Raw genomic sequence first — 17,307 nt, 5'->3', positions numbered from 1 at the left:
TTTATGCCTTCTTGTCTATCATCGCTTTTCCAAGCTTCTCTACAATTTCCTGTCCGCTTACATTGTATGTTCCGGAATGGTACACCTCTTTAAACTCATCTATCTTGTTCTGCCTAACATCAGGAACCTCTTTGAGGGCCTTGAATACAACCTGATGATCCTTTGCATTATCCGAAATAGATATAACATCCTTTTTGGGTTTGACAGAGTTCACCTGGTTAACAGCTCCTACATGGTTCTGAGTGTTGTATACCTTTGAAACATTGTAAACGTCACCTGAAATCTTCATCTAAAACACCTACTTTCTAAAGTGCACAATAAAATCCAACCTATATAAATATTATCGACAGATTATCGAATTTATTTAGTATTGCTTTTTATTTGTAAATATAATTTTAAATTGTAAATAAATCTAAAGTAATTTTAGGCATTAAAAAACGAGGGTATTATTACACCCTCGCAGTAAGTTAGTTTTTATATTTTTTTGTTTAAATATCTCATTCCAATGCCATTCGCCCTCAATTGCTCCGAAGTATCCGGCTGAATTGTTCTAGTTGTCTTTTCAAGATCACCGCTGACTTCATTCTGACATTCCCTGCAAAATCTTCCTGTCTTTATAGATTTTCCGCATCTTTCGCACTCAAGAATTATGTTGGAATCATCCGTAATTTCCAGCCGTCCTTCTTTCAAAAACAACTTTATCTTTTCAACACTCACATCAACCTCTAAAGCTACCTGTGATAGTGTTGCACCTGGATTATCATACAAATAATCCTTAACCTTTTTAAAGACTTCTTCATCGGCATTCTTACAGTCCTGACAAATTGGAGCCCCGCCAATATAATTATACATTCTGCCACATCTTCTGCAGTTTCTTAAATCTGGCATGTCTATCCCTCCCCAAACAATTATACTCAAATTGAAGCTGAAAACCCAGTATCAATAATTTCTGGTAGTTGCAATAACCCCCGCTATAACCCTTTCGGCACCAGCCTGCTTTAGTGCCTTACAACATTGATTAACAGTACTCCCTGTTGTCACAATATCATCAATTAATAATATGTTTTTGTTGGCTATTAATCCATCATTAACAGCCATAAATGCATCTTCGAGATTTAATAACCGTTCGGTTCTTTTTAGCATACTTTGGCTCTTTGTCGCAGAACTCTTGATTAAAAGATTTTTCCCACATGGTATCTTTAATGTTTTAGCAATCTGCTCTGCCATCAGCTCTGCTTGATTGTAGCCTCTCTGCTTCTGTCTGCTTTTATGTAATGGAACGGGAACAATAATGTCAAAACTGACTAATTGCCGTGTATTTTCTATTTTCAAAGCTAATAACTTTCCAAACGTTCGGTAATATGATGACTTATTACTGAATTTAAACCTTCTCACAGCCTCTTTCAGAAAATCTGAATATCTGCCTACACAGAGTATACCATCACAATAATTTTGTATTCCTACGGGAAGATTTAATGATAGGATTGAATTTTTATAATAGTCTATCTCCCCGACACATTTCTCACAAATATATATCGGCACTCCTGCCTTCAAAATAGTGTTGCAGAGTGCACACCTCGGAGGAAAGATATATTCGATAAATGCTATAATACTTTCCTCCCTCTATTTTTAATAGAAAATTACAGTATATCTTAATATTACATCATTTTTCATTTTTGTGCAACAAACCAATTTATTATGTTGCACTGGGTTATCATAACTTTAAAAGGTCGCAGAGCATTGAATTTCTTTCATTAATTTTAACATTTGAAACCATTAATTTTATTGCCTTCTTTTGTCCTATAATACACGCCATTTTTTTGGCTCTTGTAACAGCTGTATATCCAAGATTTCTGTTCAGCATAACATAGTTTCTCATATGACATAGTATAATTGCAGCTTCGCATTGGGACCCCTGCATTTTATGAACTGTCAGGCAATATGCCAGATCTATCTCCTCAAGTTCATTTACATGATAAATTATTATAAAATCATCATACTGAACCGCTACCTTCTTTTCAGGTGTGCTTGCATCCTCATCCTCTGATTCAATTTCTTTGATATTGGATATTTCAATAATCCTCCCTATATCGCCGTTAAAAATGCCACAGTTCTCTTCAGCAAAATATCTTCCGGTTTCGGGGTCTCTCTGATAATGAGGAGTCTCGTAATTATTGCTTAGGTGAATAACCTTGTCTCCTTCTCTGAAAACACTATTTCCTCTTTTTATTTCCTGTTTATTTTCTTCTGCAGGATTAACCATCTCCTGTATTGCTTTGTTTAATTCATACGTCCCGATTTCAGAAGATTTTTGCGGGCAAATTATTTGAATATCATCTATTGTGTGGTTATAGGCTGTCATAAGCCTGTTTAATGCTTCCTGAGTCTTCTTTACAACCCTGTATTTGTCATCTTCTTCAATTACAAAGAAATCCTTGTTTTGATTGATTATTTCAGGCATTTCGCCATTTATAATTCTGTTGGCATTTGAAATAATGCCGGACCCGTCTGCTTGACGCTTTATAACATTTAACTTAACCGTAGGTATAACTCCACTTTTTATCATATCATCAAGCACATTTCCCGCACCTACCGATGGGAGCTGTTGCGTATCACCAATCATAACTACGGTTGTCCCAGGTGAAATAGCAGTAAACAATGCATGGGCCAGGTCTATACTAAGCATTGAGCTTTCATCGATTACAATTAGGTCATATGGAAGTTCGTTGCCTTGTCTGTAAAAAAAGCCCTTATTTTCGTAGGAAAATTGAAGAAGCCGGTGTATGGTCATTGCTTCAAAACCCGTTATTTCTGTAAGTCTTTTAGCAGCCTTTCCTGTTGGTGCTGCCAGCATAAAACTCATTTCCTCACGGTTCTCAAAAACTCTTTGCAACACATATATCATACATTCTACAGTAGTAGTTTTTCCACTTCCGGCAGAACCGGTGAGAATCAGCATGTTTGTTTCAAAAACAGCTCTAACAGATTCCTTTTGCATGGCTTCAAGTTCAAAGCCTTTCAGCTCTTCAAACTCCTCTATCAACTTGTCCACATGTACCACGCTAACTTCAGGCTGACACCTCACTATATTTTTAATGGCAAGTGCAGTCTCGTATTCAAGTTTTTGCATTTCCCTTGTATAAACAGCTTCATATCTATCTTCATTTTCTGTATATGTTATATTCACAAGAAGTCCCGTTTTTATCATTCTCTTATAGGCTTCTTCCAGTTCATCCTCGCTGATTTTATCAACATTATCACTTAAAGCTTTTGAAGTTGCCTGTAAAAGCTGTTGTCTGTATAAGTAGCAATGTCCTTCTGTTTCAGCTGCTTCCAATACGCTTTTAAGGGCGGCTTCCATTCTGAATATAGAGTGAGAATCTATTCCCAGTTTTTTTGCTATTTCATCACAGGTTCTAAACCCAAAGCCTTTTATATTCGTAAACATATATGGGTTCTGCTCGGCAATAGTTATGGAGGTTCCTTTGAAAGTATTGTAGATCTTCATTGCCTTAGCTGATGATACCCCAAATTTTTGAAAGAAAATCATAACGTTCTGATACTCCATGTTTTCCATATAGGAATCGTGGATAAGCCTCGCTTTATCAGCAGATATACCTTTTATTTTCACAAGAGAAAGTGGTTCGTTCTTTATAATCTCCAACGTGTTGCTCCCAAAGCCCTCGATGAAACCTGAAGCTGTTTTGTAGCCGACAACAATATTTCTTGCGGTTTTTTCTCCCACGCCCTTGATTATTCCACATGATAGAAAGGTTATTATTCCTTCATCCGTAGCAGGTTCAATAAATTCTACAATATCAGCCTTAAGCTGTTTTTCACCTTTGTATACTCCTACGGTACCGACAATTTTACAGGGTAGAACCGCACAATGGTCATTCACCTCATAATATCCTGTTACACTTATAAGGTCCTGGGCTTCATGCTCAAATCCATCCTCATCAACAATTCTTTCTATATCAAAAGTATAGATTTTATAGCCATTGTCTGCATTTTCATATATTTTATAGTCAAACCGGCCAATAATGCTTAGCGTTGCCCCCACAGGGTAACTGTCAAATGACCATCTTTGCTGTTGAAATTGTCCTGTTGCCACGGTAACCTCCAAACTGTAAAATAAGTGCTTGTCCCTATTAATTTTATTTGTAACATATATATCTTAACCTATTTTGTATACTGCTACAAGAAGGATACCTTGGCTGTATTTCTCTATTCATTTATAAAAGATACTTTCCCTCTCATCAAAGCTGCACACCTCAACCAGGGGGTACTGTTTTTCAAGCTTTTTAAGTATTTTATAAGTTTGATCCTTTGATTTCATATCAATAACTATAAAGCTTCCGTTTATGGCTATATTTCTTACAAATTTACTCATCATGGCTTCACGAACTATTCTTTCAATATTTTCCTCCTGATCATTTACCAAGAGAACAAGGTTTGCCTTTTCAACATAATACTTTTTGTTTTCCAACAATCTGAAAATACTTTTAAACAAACTTATAATACCGTAAATGGAGAATAGTCCTAAAATTATGTAGCTTAAATCTGTCATAAAATTCCTCCTTTAACATTCCTCGTACCATATTTTATGAATCATTGGTATGTTTTGTTACAAAGAGGCAGTTTAAAAAGGGGTACAATTTCTCAGCAGCTTAACTACTGCCGTGAAATTGTACCCCTTTTATGTTCTTTAAAAATAAAAATCTTATAATCCTGCTTCTTTTCTTAATGCATCAGCTACATCGGTCTTTTCCCATGAAAATTCTGCATCTTCTCTTCCGAAATGACCATATGCTGCTGTTTTTCTGTAAATTGGCCTTCTTAAATTCAGTTTACTTATGATAGCAGCCGGCCTTAAGTCAAAGTGTTTGTTTACTAATTCTGAAATCTTGTCCTCAGCTATAACAGCTGTTCCAAAGGTATCAACAAGTACTGATACAGGTTTTGCAACACCAATGGCATATGCCAGTTGAACTTCACATTTGCGAGCTATGCCAGCTGCTACGATGTTTTTAGCTACATATCTTGCAGCATATGCAGCGGAACGGTCAACCTTTGTAGGGTCTTTTCCTGAAAAAGCACCGCCCCCGTGTCTAGCGTATCCACCATAAGTATCAACTATGATTTTTCTGCCTGTAAGTCCGGAATCTCCTTGAGGTCCTCCGACTACGAACCTGCCTGTAGGATTAATGAAGTACTTTGTACCCTCATCCAGCAACTCTTTAGGAATTACAGGAATGATTACATGCTCCATAATATCCTTTTCTATAGTGTCATGGCTGACGTCTGCTCCGTGCTGAGTGGATATAACTACAGTATCAACCCTAACAGGCTTGTCCCCATCGTACTCGATAGTAACCTGTGATTTACCGTCAGGTCTTAAATACTTTACCAATCCATTCTTTCTTACTTCGCTTAGCTTCAAAGTAAGCTTGTGAGCCAACATTATAGGCATAGGCATCAACTCAGGTGTTTCATCACATGCGAAACCAAACATCATTCCCTGGTCTCCTGCTCCTATAGCCTGAATCTGCTCTTCGCTCATTTCACCTACTTTTGCTTCAAGTGCCTTATCAACACCCATAGCAATATCCGATGACTGTTCATCTATAGAAGTCATTACAGCACAAGTATCACAGTCAAATCCATATTTTGCTCTGTCATATCCTATTTCCCTGATAGTATTTCTTACTACCTTGGGGATATCAACATAACAGTTGGTTGTGATTTCTCCCATTACCATTACCATACCGGTTGTAACTGCTGTTTCACATGCAACTCTTGCTTGAGGATCCTTTTCATAAATTGCATCCAATACTGCATCAGATATCTGATCACAGATTTTGTCGGGATGCCCCTCTGTTACTGATTCAGAAGTAAAAAGCCTTTTTGTCATACAATACTACCTCCCCTATTTAAATAAAAATTATTAATTAGAGATTTTTTTATAAAATAAAAAAACCTCTTCCGAGGTTTGTCATGTTTTATATCAATAACACCCCTCATCTTCCAGGCAAAACCCGGAGGAATTGGCACCATGCAAAACTATGCTGGTTGCCGGGTTTCATCGGGCCCATTCCCTCCACCTCTCTTGATAAGGATTAAATATTAACTTTTATGTTTATTTAACCATAAATTGGTCTATTAGTCAATAGAAGTTAATTACTATTATTCATTTAATTTACTGTTTGCCTTTAATATAAACTTTGCAGCTTTTATAATAAATCTCTCATGCTGTCCCTCTCCTATTTTATCCTTTCCGTCAAAAGCTTCCACTGTAAATACCAGCCTTTTCCCATCAATTTCAACAAGCTCTGCCCTTGCAGTTACATTCATTCCTATAGGGGTTGCAGCAATATGTTTTATATTTATCATAGTCCCTACAGTTGAGCTATCTTCATCAATATAATTCTGTACAGCCATTGAAGCCGCCTTTTCCATTAATGCAATCATGGCAGGCGTTGCAAAAACATCAAGACTGCCGCTTCCCATAGTTTTTGCAGTATTAGCCTCCGAAACAAGTACCTCTGTGCTTCCTGTTATCCCAACCTTTAGTTCCATGTGAATAATATCCTCCCATGTGAAAATAAGTATAATTAAGGGGCTTGCCCATTGTAAAAGCAACCCCCTAAATATTTAAAATCTAGTTAACCTTCCAACTGAGGTGTTTGTGAAGAACCCTCCAGTGCCACACTTTCAAAAATCTCTTCAAACTCTGCACCTTCGACTTTTTCCTTCTCAAGAAGTACTTCGGCAAGTTTATTAAGTCTTCCGATATTTTCTTTTAACAGGAACACGGTTCTTTCATATGCACTGTCAATGATACTTTTAACTTCATTGTCAATTATTGCTGCAACCTCATCACTGTAGTTTCTGGCCTGAGCAAGATCCCTTCCAATGAAAACTTCATCATTTTCATTTCCGAAAATCATATTGCCAAGTTTGTCACTCATACCATACTTTGTAACCATGTTTCTTGCAATCTGATTAACCTTTTTAAGGTCGCTTGATGCTCCGGTACTGACTTCATCCATAATAATGTCCTCGGCAGCTCTTCCGCCAAGTGCAATAATTATTTCTTCAATCAGTTGAGACTTGGTATGATAGCTCTTATCCTCCTGAGGTCTGCTTGCGGTATATCCGCCTGCCATACCTGCTGGTATGATTGACACCCTGTCTACCTTCTGGCTTGAGGATACAAGCTTTATTGCAATTGCATGACCCGCTTCGTGAAATGCGGTAACCTTCTTGTCATGCTCGCTCATAACACGGCTCTTCTTTTCAGGTCCCATCATTACTTTGAATGCAGCTTCTTTTATCTCTTCGTTACCTATTTTTTTCTTATTTGCTCTGGCAGTTAGCAAAGCAGCTTCGTTCAAAAGGTTTTCAATATCTGCTCCCGTAAAGCCCGGAGTTATTCTCGCAAGATCGTCCAGCTTTACATCATCTGCTAATGGCTTTCCTCTTGAATGAACCTTTAATATCTGCTCTCTACCCTTTATATCTGGCAAACCAACAACAACACGTCTGTCAAAACGACCCGGTCTTAGTAAAGCAGGGTCTAATATATCAGGTCTGTTTGTTGCCGCAAGTATGATTACTCCCTCATTTATACCAAAACCATCCATTTCAACAAGAAGTTGGTTAAGGGTCTGTTCTCTTTCGTCATGGCCTCCGCCTAATCCGGCGCCTCTGTGACGTCCTACGGCATCTATTTCATCTATGAATACAATACATGGTGCATTCTTTTTTGCCTGTTCAAAAAGATCACGTACACGTGATGCGCCAACACCGACAAACATTTCAACAAAGTCGGAACCACTGATGCTGAAGAACGGTACCCCGGCTTCACCTGATACAGCTTTAGCCAAGAGTGTTTTACCTGTTCCGGGAGGTCCCACAAGGAGTACACCCTTTGGTATTCTGGCACCCAGTTCAACAAACTTCTTTGGTGCTTTTAAGAACTCAACTATTTCTGCCAGTTCCTCTTTTTCTTCATCTGCACCGGCTACATTCTCGAATGTAACCTTTTTCTTATCGTCAACAGTCATTTTTGCACGGCTTTTTCCAAAGGACATAACCCTGTTGCCCCCGCCTCCGCCTTGAGACTGCTGGATGAAAAAGAACCATATGAGAATTAATATTATTACAAGACCTACAGTCGGCAGCATCGACACCCACCATGGCGGTTGAGGAGGCTGTGTTACATGAAAATCTTCAATAAGGTTACTATCCAATGCAGCTGTAAATCTATCAGATGCAGATGTAACATCCGGAGGGACAATAACCACAAATTTGGTCTTATTATTTTCCTTTGGCTTCTTCAATTCAATTGTAGCCGTGTCTGTTTGTAAACCTATACTCTTTACATTCCCGGCCTTCATTTCCGTTAATAATTGAGAATAACTCATTTTAGGTGGATTATCAGTAGCAGTAAAGAAGGTTATTATAACCAAAATAAGTATAAAAATAATTATATAAAAACTGATACCCTTAAAATATTTCAAATATCTCCCTCCTTAATTAGACCCAGGTATCAAATATAACTCAAAGGCCTTTTTGCTTCATTTCGCACACTGAGTTATTATTTAAATTTTAATCCAAACACCCGAAAAAATGCGGCTGCCATTCCTGGATATATTGCATAAACAACACTATTCTATTAGCTTATTATTCCAATTTGTACAGTATATATTATATTAGCATATACACATATAAAACACAATAAACACCATAATCAGTAATAAATTTTATTTTTTTGTGTACACTTCCCTTTTCAATACGCATACTTCAGCTATATTTCTGTATTTACCCGCATAATCAAGTCCGTAACCAATTACAAACTCATCTGGTATTTCAATTCCTTTATAGTCAACCTTGAGGTCAACCTTTCTTCTTGATGGCTTATCAAGTGCAGCACACACCTTTACACTCAGGGGCCCCCTTGTTTTGAGTAGTTCTACCAAGTGGTTGAGTGTAAGACCTGTATCTATAATATCCTCAACTATCAATACATGCTTTCCGGTAATATTTGTATCAACATCCTTTATTATTTTTACAACTCCTGATGATTTTGAGGAATTACCGTAACTTGATACTGACATAAAATCCAGGTCAACGGGAATTGTTATTTTTCTGGCTAAGTCTGCAAGAAAAATAAATCCTCCTTTAAGAACCCCAATAATAACTAACTCCTGTCCTTCGTAGTCTTTTGAAATTCTAGCACCAAGTTCTTCGACCTGTTTGTCCAACTGTTCCTTTGAAATCAATACTCTCTCTACAACGTCCATTTAATGCTAATCCCCCTTGATATAAGCAAATCTTTTTTATTTTTTCTCTGGAATACAAGAAATCTTCAATACAGTTCTAGTATTGTCAGTTACTTTATAATTATCACTTATTTTATTTCCTACTACCCATACTATTTCTTTATCCAATGCTAAAAGCGGAATCATATCCCTAATCTCTCTAGGAACCTTATTATCTATAAAGTATTCCTTTAGTTTTTTAGTACCATTTGACTTTAATGGTTTGAAAACATCTCCGTCTCTTCTGTTTCTCAACAGGACATTTTCCCCGGATGAAGTCAATTTATCTAAATCAATAAATTTAGTATGAGCTTTTTCGTTACAATTTATAAATTCCCGGCAGCTTTTAATTGATTCTATTTTGAAAATTTCAGTTTTAACAATAATACCTTTATTTTGTATTTCAGTCTCTCCAGGAATTTGAAGAACTTTTTCAAACTGTTCCCGAAGTATTTTTCCCTGTTCTTTTAAAATCAACGAGTTATAAGTCCTTACAGCTGCCATAGAATGAGGTAAATCAATCTGAGCACCAGTTCTTCCGTTTTCAATAAGGTTGTTGAGCTTATCCATATGAATGTACTCAAACCCATTAAGTGTTCCGCAGGTTTTTCCTACAGCTATCCTCAAGACACGTAATCTGATAGCTTGATGCACTTCTGCTAATACCTTCAAATCCAGTTCTGTATACATTCTCTTTTCAGAAAGAACTGATTTTTGATAGTATAATTCAGAATTATATCTTAAATAATCATCCTCTGCTACAACTATTTTAGATAATCTTAGTAAATTTTCAGTAATATCCGACCCGGATGCCTCATTAATTGCCGGAATCACACTAAGCCTTATTCTATTTCTGAAATAATCGGTATGAAGATTGGAGCTGTCAGTAACAGCCTCTAATCCAATTCCGTTTACATACTCCTCTATTTGGGATCTGTCAGCATCTAACAGGGGGCGTATAATGTTATCTCTTTTATACTCCATTCCCCTGAGTCCATCCAAACCTGTACCTCTGCAAATTCTCATTAAAATGGTTTCTGCCTGATCATTTCTTGAATGGGCAACAGCGATTTTTGAAGCACCTTGCTCGTCCGCAACAAGGCTAAATATTTCGTATCTGGCATTTCTGCCGGCTTCCTCCAGAGATGTTTTTTCGATCTTTGCTTTTTTTGCAACATCAACACGTTTTACGTAAACCTCAAGTCCTAAAGAAGAGCATAAGCTCCTTACAAAATTCTCATCCCTGAGGGCTTCTTCACCCCTTAACATATGGTTTACGTGTACAGGATATATTTTTATTCCCAATTCTTTTGAAATAGAATACAAGACATGGAGCAGGCACACTGAGTCATACCCTCCGGATATGCCAACAATTACGCCTTCTCCATAATTAATAAGCCCCTTATTTTTAATGGTTTCAAAAACCAATTGTTTGAGCATGATAATTCCCTTTACCCGTTTTTATTGCCTGAACTTTTCGAGATTCGCAAATTTTGTGTACTGTCCCAACCACACAAGCTCTACTGTTCCCGTAGAACCATTTCTGTGTTTTGCTAGTATTACCTCTGCTATATTCTTCTTTTCTGTTTCAGGATTATAATAATCATCTCTGTAAAGAAACATTACAATATCAGCATCCTGCTCTATTGCTCCAGATTCTCTCAGGTCACTCAGTATCGGTCTGTGATCGGTTCTTGCTTCCGGAGCACGGCTAAGCTGTGACAATGTAATTACCGGAACATTTATTTCCTTTGCAAGAATCTTGAGAGAACGGGATATTTCAGAGATTTCCTGTTGTCTGTTTTCACTTTTTGACCTGCTCCCCTGCATTAACTGCAGGTAATCTATAATTACAAGTCCGAGATTATGTTCAAGCTTTAGCCTTCTGCATTTTGCCCTTATTTCAGTAATTGATACACCCGGTGTATCATCTATAAATATGGGCGCCTCCGAAAGCGGTCCTAATGCCTTGGCAACCTTTTGCCAGTCGTTGTCTTCAAGCTTTCCAGTTTTCATTCTATTACTGTCAACCATTGCTTCACTGCAAAGCATTCTGTTTACAAGCTGCTCTCTGGACATTTCCAGACTAAATACTGCAACGGGGACATTGCTGTGTACGGCTGCATTTTGTGCAAGATTTAGCGCAAAAGCAGTTTTCCCCATTGCAGGACGGGCAGCTATCAAAATAAGGTCTGAATTATGCAAGCCTGATGTTTTAAAATCAAGATCAGCAAATCCAGTAGGGATTCCGGTTATGTTTCCACTATTATTATATAATTCTTCTAATTTGTTAAATGTATCTACCAGAACATCTTTTATTGGCACAAAGCCTTGTGAACTACGCTTCTGAAGTATATCAAATATATTTTGCTCTGCCTTGTCCAGTATATAGGATACTTCCTCCGATGCGTTGTATCCCAGATCAACTATATCTGATGAAGCCTTTATTAACTTTCTCAAAAGTGCCTTCTCTTCAACTATTTTTGCATAATGCTTTACATTTGCCGTTGTAGGTACCTCAGTTGCAATATTAGTCAAATATTCAAGTCCACCCACAAGATCAAGCTTGCCGTGAAGTTTTAAGCGTTCGGATACAGTAATCAAGTCGATGGGCTGGGCTCTGTCAAATAGTTCAATAATTACGTCATATATTTCTTTATGATCCGGCCTGTAGAAATCCTCTGATTTTAATATCTCCATAACAACAGGAACAACTTCCTTGTCTATGAGCATAGATCCAAGAACAGATTGTTCCGCTTCCAGGCTTTGAGGAGGAATTCGGCCAAGAGTTCCTATATCCATTATAATATTCCACCTTGTTTTTAGTTGTTGTTCCTATAAATCTTACAGACTTTCTATCTTTACTGTAAACTTTGAGTTGATTTCGGGGTACAGTTTAACTTCAACTTCAAAAGTACCCACAGCTTTGAGTGAATCTGGCATAACCAGTTTCTTTTTGTCTATGTCAAGCTTCTGCTGGGATTTTAGTGCTTCCGCAACATCCTTGCTTGTTATAGACCCGAAAAGCTTTCCGTTCTCACCTGCTTTTACCTTTAATGTAACTGTTATATCCTTTATCTTCTTTGCCAGTTCCTTTGCCTGTGATATTTCACGGTCTTTCTTCTGAGCTTCTGCTTCTTTTTTGGTTTTCATTATGTTTACATTTGATGAAGTAGCCTCTACTGCAAGTCCTCTTGGAAGAAGGAAATTTCTTGCATACCCGTCACTGGCTTCAACCATCTGTTCTTTTTTTCCCAAACCTTTAACATCTTGTTTTAATATAACCTTCATAGATTGACCCTCCTGTTTGCGGTTTAATTATTCCTTTGCAAGGCTGTCTATATATTCGTAAATAGCATTTTTAAGCATTTTCTTTGCATCCTGTATGGATACATCCTCAATCTGAGCACCTGCTACCGTCAGATGTCCGCCCCCGCCAAGCTTTTCCAAAATCATCTGTACATTTATATCCCCAAGAGATCTTCCACTGATTACAACCTCTCCATTATGGTAACTCAAAACGAATGCCGCTACAAGTCCTGAAAGACTCAACATCTGATCTGCAGCCTGAGCTGCTATAAGCTGCGCACCCTTGATATTGTTGGGGCAAATGGATATTGCAATATTATCATACACTACTTCTGCATCTTTTACTATATTGGAAATAGTAATGTAAGTTTTTAAATCATTTTGGAATAACTGTTTAACAGATACCGTATCTGCACCCTGTCTTCTCAGGTATGACGCTGCCTCAAAGGTTCTTACACCCGTTTTAAATATAAAGTTTTTTGTATCTACAACGATTCCTGCATATAAAGCTTCCGTTTCAATATTGGTAAGCCTTATTCTGTCTTCTACGTATTGCAGAAGCTCTGTTACCAACTCACAAGTTGAGGATGCATAGGTCTCCTGATAGGAGAGTACGGCATCCTGAATAAAGTCAGCCCCTCTCCTGTGGTGGTCTATGATTACTACCTGTTCTGTCATTTTCAACAGTTCCGGAGCCTCCGTAAATCCCGGTTTGTGTGTATCAACTACTATAAGAAGTGTTTTCTTGGTTATAAGGTCCAGAGCCTCATTTGTACCAACAAAAACGTTAGTATATTCGGGTTCCTTTGCCATCTTGTTCAGTATTGCATCTATATTTGCATTGGAATGATTCAGTACAATATTTACTCTTTTATCCCTGTTCTTTACAATACGGTAAATGCCAAGTCCTGCTCCAAGACAGTCTATGTCAGCATTCTCATGACCCATTATAAGCACGGACGGCGCCTGATCTATCAAACCTCTTAAAGCATAAGCAATAACCCTGGCTTTGACTCTTGTCCTTTTTTCAAGCTCTCTGGTACGACCACCAAAGAACCGGAAATTGTCGCCGTCTTTTATTACCACGTGGTCGCCGCCCCTACCAAGTGCTATGTCAATACATGCATTTGCATTTTGCAGGTTTTCAACAATTGTGGGAGCATTTATCCCCAACCCTATGCTGAGTGTAACAGGAATCTTGTTCCCGAGATTTATTTCCTTAACTGTTTCCAGTATTTCAAACCTTTTTTCTTCAAGTTCATGCAGATACTTGAATGCAAATATACAAAGATATTTGTCCCTTTCAAATTTCTTCAGAACTCCTCCCGTGTGACTTATCCAACTGGTAACCTTTTTATCTATTTCCGCCAGTAATTGCTGTCTTACAGCGTCTTCCATACTTTGCATCAGGTCATCATAATTGTCAATTACTATAAGTCCTACGGTGTTTTTATTTTCCTCAAACTTCTTTTTTTCGTCTATTAATTCAGTGTTATCGACAAGATAGAGCATAACAATAACGCTTTCCTCGTTATTACTGTCGTCAAGCTTTACTAAATTGCCAAGAACTGAATAATGTCTGTTATTTATAGTGATTTCCGAAGATATGTTTATGCTGTCCCCTTCCATCATCTGGGGTTTTAAGTCAGAAACAAGTCCGGCTACTGTTTCCTCCTGAAAAGTGTCATTCTGGAATATGCCCTTGAAGGAGGAATTATACCATACGGTTGTCCCATCTAATTCTGCAAGTACCAAAGGCATAGGAAAGTTTAATAGGGTGTCCTTTGTAGCACAATCTATATTAAAGGTAAGTGTCTCTATGTACTTGGTTATTTCCCGGTTTCTGATATGGGTGGACTTATAGTTATAAATCACCAGAAACACAAGCAAAACATACCCCGGTATAGAAACCAAAGGGTTTAAAGCCGTTATTACTATTATGAGAAAGAAAATTACCCAAAGGTAAAAACCAGCCTTTGGAATAAATATCCGTGATAGTTTTCTGCTATCCATCTGAATTCTCCCGAATTAAGTCCCCTGCCTTCCGGATCTTGATACATTAAGGTGTTTTGCCAACTCTGACAAATCCCCGTAATATTTCTCAACATCATGATCCTCCACAAGGCCGAGCCTAATCTTACTATCTATTTTCATTTCTATAGTTTTATAATTAATACCGAACCGCTTTCCAAGAAGATAACAAATTAAAATAATATTTGCAAGCGTGTCTGCAAGTGTTTCCGAAACCTCTTCCCGAAAACCGTTCACCAGCGCTTTAAACAAATTTGCTACATCAGTAAGCAGTTCGCTTTTAAGCCATTCAATAATCTTAACATTTCTTGTTATATCAATTTGATTGTCAAACTGTGTCATAACTTCCCCCCACACATAGTCTACCATTTTTTGTAATCTAAATTATACCACTATTATGGGGCTATAGCCTTTCATTTCCCGTTATTTTCGGTGTATATTCTATATTTTTCCCTTAATCATGGGATACGAACCGATAAACCTGTAAAATGATGTTTTTCTTTTTATCATTGTCAAAGCATCATAAATATCCTGATCCTCTATATGACCGTCAATATCAATAAAAAATATATATTGCCCAAGTGCATTTTTGGATGGTCTTGACTCAATCCTTGTCATATTGATATCCCACAGGCTGAATATATCCAATACTCTGTACAGGCTTCCGGGCTTGTTATCCGTTGAAAATACAATGGAAGTCTTATCACAGCCCGTCCTTTTCTGGTATTCTTTTGAAATTATAACAAACCTTGTATGATTATTTGCAACATCCTGTATATCTGCTGACAATACTTCAAGCCCGTTTATTTTAGCAGCTGTACGGCTTGTAATTGCCGCATAGGTACCGTCCCCTTCGGAAACCCTTTGAGCAGCTTGGGAGGTACTGTTTTCCTCAACCTGAACAGCCTTAGGATAACATCTATTCAGGAATTCTCTTGCCTGTCCTAAGGGCTGAGGATGTGACATAATTGTAGTGATATCCCCAGGTAAAGTTCCCTTCTTGACTACCAGATTTAAACTAACGGGCAGTATAAGTTCTCCTTTAATATACAAGCCTTCTTCTTTAGCTAATACGTCCAGCGTAACATTAACGGCACCTTCAAGGGAGTTCTCAATAGGAACTATTGCCTCACTTATAATGTTGTCTTTAACTGCATAAAGAACATCCTGAATAGACACAAACTCCATTAGGGTGCACGACTTTCCCTCCGCATATAGTCCGGCCGCTTCATGTGAAAATGTTCCGCATGGACCAAGATAACCAATACTTTTTACCATCAATATTCCCTACCCGTTTCATATATAAATTCTTTTCCGACAATAATATATAATATCATTTATTACCCATATTTCCAACCGAATAATACAAAAAGGGTAGAACATCGGCTATTTATCATTTTCGTTTTCGCTATCGTTATCGGTTTTACCGAAATCCAGTGCCTGCTTTTCCAGTTCTTCATCACTTACCTTTGTATTAATTATCTCAAGTGCCTCTTGGTACCTGTCCTCCGGTACTTTTACATCTATAGGAACACAAGGCCCTAGTATAACATTTAACAAGGTACTGTCAATGAGGCCCAGATCTTTTCCTTTCCCTACACATACTATTCCATTTTCCTCGAGTTTTCCTTTAATTATGTTAAACTCAAACTCATTATCCGCTGTTTTAAGATACTTCCAATTAATTTGATCTTGTTGGTTATCCATATATACCCTCCAATTATCTTATCATAATATTCCCATATATGTTTTCCCGTTCCACCTTTTTATATATTATACTATTAATATAATATTGTTAACAGTTTTACAACCATACATATGATAAATTTCCTATAAGCTTCCGTTGATTTTACTCCTTCTATCTGTCAGAATTAAAAAAACAAATATTTAATAGGAGTTGACATTACAATGAGTTTTAATGGATTTACCGGCGAAGCCCTTAGATTTCTTTTTGAGAATAGAATGAACAACAGTAAGGAATGGTACGATAGTCATAAACCCGATTATAAAAAATATGTGTATAATCCTTTTTTAGAATTAATTGAAGAGTTGATACCTACCATAATGGAAATAGATAACCAAATTATAACTATACCGTCAAAATTGATTTCCAGAGTTCGTAGGGATACAAGGTTTACCAAAGATAAAACACTTTACAGAGATAATGTATGGATTGTTTTTCTTAGGGATAAAAGCATTATGTCAACCTCCCCATGTTTCTGGTTTGAACTAACTCAAAAGGGGTCAAGCTATGGAGTAGGATTCTACGGTGCAGAAACGAAGTCAATGGCTAATATGCGGGAAATGATAATTAACAGACACCCTCTGTTTCTGGATGCCCTTGCTTGCTATGAATCCCAAAATCAGTTTGTTATTGGCGGCGATATGTATAAGCGAAGCAAATTCCCTGACCAATCCGAAAATCTAAAATTATGGCTGGATAGAAAAAATGTTTTCTTTGAAAGTGTACAGAACAACTTCAAACTTGCATTTTCAAAAGAATTGCCTGAAGTATTAAAGCAAGGTTTCCTTCAGCTAAAGCCAATATATGATTTCCTATGCATGATTGAAGCTTATGGTGGCTAGAAGATAAATAAAGAACCATTCAGATATTTCAAGTATCCGGATGGTTCTCTTAACT

The 17,307-nt window shown here is 37.3% G+C and carries 17 protein-coding genes and 1 riboswitch; of the genes, 1 reads left to right on the top strand and 16 read right to left on the bottom strand.

Annotated elements, in window-relative coordinates; all coding sequences use genetic code 11:
* Position 1: 1 nt before the first annotated feature.
* The 16 genes from CLO1100_RS00430 to CLO1100_RS00355 all read right to left on the bottom strand — a co-directional run bounded on the left by CLO1100_RS00430 (position 2) and on the right by CLO1100_RS00355 (position 16,373).
* Positions 2-289: a flagellar biosynthesis anti-sigma factor FlgM gene (locus tag CLO1100_RS00430; protein WP_014311787.1), complete on the bottom strand. Its 288-nt coding sequence runs from the start codon at positions 287-289 to the stop codon at positions 2-4.
* A 185-nt stretch (positions 290-474) separates the two neighbouring features.
* The gene (locus CLO1100_RS00425; RefSeq protein WP_014311786.1) at positions 475-888 is read right to left on the bottom strand and encodes a MerR family transcriptional regulator; all 414 of its coding nucleotides are present in this window, start codon (positions 886-888) and stop codon (positions 475-477) included.
* Positions 889-939: 51 nt separating this feature from the next.
* Complete coding sequence (locus tag CLO1100_RS00420) at positions 940-1,542, bottom strand: ComF family protein (RefSeq protein ID WP_242836648.1); 603 nt, start codon at positions 1,540-1,542, stop codon at positions 940-942.
* A 172-nt stretch (positions 1,543-1,714) separates the two neighbouring features.
* Complete coding sequence (locus CLO1100_RS00415; protein WP_014311784.1) at positions 1,715-4,114, bottom strand: AAA family ATPase; 2,400 nt, start codon at positions 4,112-4,114, stop codon at positions 1,715-1,717.
* Positions 4,115-4,231: 117 nt separating this feature from the next.
* The gene (locus tag CLO1100_RS00410) at positions 4,232-4,570 is read right to left on the bottom strand and encodes a hypothetical protein (RefSeq protein ID WP_014311783.1); all 339 of its coding nucleotides are present in this window, start codon (positions 4,568-4,570) and stop codon (positions 4,232-4,234) included.
* A gap of 153 nt (positions 4,571-4,723) precedes the next feature.
* Positions 4,724-5,914 (bottom strand): methionine adenosyltransferase, encoded by a 1,191-nt coding sequence (gene metK, locus CLO1100_RS00405; RefSeq protein ID WP_014311782.1) that lies wholly within the window; start codon positions 5,912-5,914, stop codon positions 4,724-4,726.
* Positions 5,915-6,017: 103 nt separating this feature from the next.
* Positions 6,018-6,119: riboswitch (SAM riboswitch) on the bottom strand.
* 67 nt (positions 6,120-6,186) lie between these two features.
* On the bottom strand, positions 6,187-6,579 hold the full coding sequence (locus tag CLO1100_RS00400; protein ID WP_014311781.1) for a thioesterase family protein: 393 nt from the start codon (positions 6,577-6,579) through the stop codon (positions 6,187-6,189).
* A gap of 86 nt (positions 6,580-6,665) precedes the next feature.
* Positions 6,666-8,525, bottom strand: a complete 1,860-nt coding sequence (ftsH, locus tag CLO1100_RS00395; RefSeq protein ID WP_014311779.1) for an ATP-dependent zinc metalloprotease FtsH — start codon at positions 8,523-8,525, stop codon at positions 6,666-6,668.
* A 243-nt stretch (positions 8,526-8,768) separates the two neighbouring features.
* Positions 8,769-9,308: a hypoxanthine phosphoribosyltransferase gene (gene hpt / locus CLO1100_RS00390; protein WP_014311778.1), complete on the bottom strand. Its 540-nt coding sequence runs from the start codon at positions 9,306-9,308 to the stop codon at positions 8,769-8,771.
* 36 nt (positions 9,309-9,344) lie between these two features.
* Positions 9,345-10,766 (bottom strand): tRNA lysidine(34) synthetase TilS, encoded by a 1,422-nt coding sequence (gene tilS / locus CLO1100_RS00385; RefSeq protein WP_014311777.1) that lies wholly within the window; start codon positions 10,764-10,766, stop codon positions 9,345-9,347.
* Between the two features lie 21 nt (positions 10,767-10,787).
* On the bottom strand, positions 10,788-12,128 hold the full coding sequence (gene dnaB / locus CLO1100_RS00380) for a replicative DNA helicase (RefSeq protein WP_014311776.1): 1,341 nt from the start codon (positions 12,126-12,128) through the stop codon (positions 10,788-10,790).
* Positions 12,129-12,170: 42 nt separating this feature from the next.
* Positions 12,171-12,617, bottom strand: coding sequence for a 50S ribosomal protein L9 (rplI, locus tag CLO1100_RS00375; protein WP_014311775.1), 447 nt, complete (start codon positions 12,615-12,617; stop codon positions 12,171-12,173).
* A 27-nt stretch (positions 12,618-12,644) separates the two neighbouring features.
* Positions 12,645-14,648 (bottom strand): DHH family phosphoesterase, encoded by a 2,004-nt coding sequence (locus tag CLO1100_RS00370; protein ID WP_014311774.1) that lies wholly within the window; start codon positions 14,646-14,648, stop codon positions 12,645-12,647.
* A gap of 15 nt (positions 14,649-14,663) precedes the next feature.
* The gene (locus CLO1100_RS00365) at positions 14,664-15,008 is read right to left on the bottom strand and encodes a MazG-like family protein (protein WP_014311773.1); all 345 of its coding nucleotides are present in this window, start codon (positions 15,006-15,008) and stop codon (positions 14,664-14,666) included.
* 99 nt (positions 15,009-15,107) lie between these two features.
* Positions 15,108-15,944 carry a prephenate dehydratase gene (pheA, locus tag CLO1100_RS00360; RefSeq protein WP_014311772.1) on the bottom strand — a complete coding sequence of 279 codons (837 nt, stop codon included), beginning with the start codon at positions 15,942-15,944 and terminating at the stop codon, positions 15,108-15,110.
* Between the two features lie 108 nt (positions 15,945-16,052).
* Positions 16,053-16,373, bottom strand: coding sequence for a DUF2007 domain-containing protein (locus CLO1100_RS00355; RefSeq protein ID WP_014311771.1), 321 nt, complete (start codon positions 16,371-16,373; stop codon positions 16,053-16,055).
* 201 nt (positions 16,374-16,574) lie between these two features.
* Here CLO1100_RS00355 and CLO1100_RS00350 point away from each other — a divergent pair, with 201 nt between their 5' ends.
* The gene (locus CLO1100_RS00350) at positions 16,575-17,252 is read left to right on the top strand and encodes a DUF2461 domain-containing protein (RefSeq protein WP_014311770.1); all 678 of its coding nucleotides are present in this window, start codon (positions 16,575-16,577) and stop codon (positions 17,250-17,252) included.
* The last annotated feature ends 55 nt before the right edge of the window (positions 17,253-17,307 follow it).

It is taken from the genome of Clostridium sp. BNL1100 (genome assembly GCF_000244875.1).
GTDB lineage: Bacteria > Bacillota > Clostridia > Acetivibrionales > DSM-1351 > Ruminiclostridium.
The sequence above is the reverse complement of the archived record's forward strand: the minus strand, read 5'-3'. Positions and strand labels throughout refer to the sequence as shown.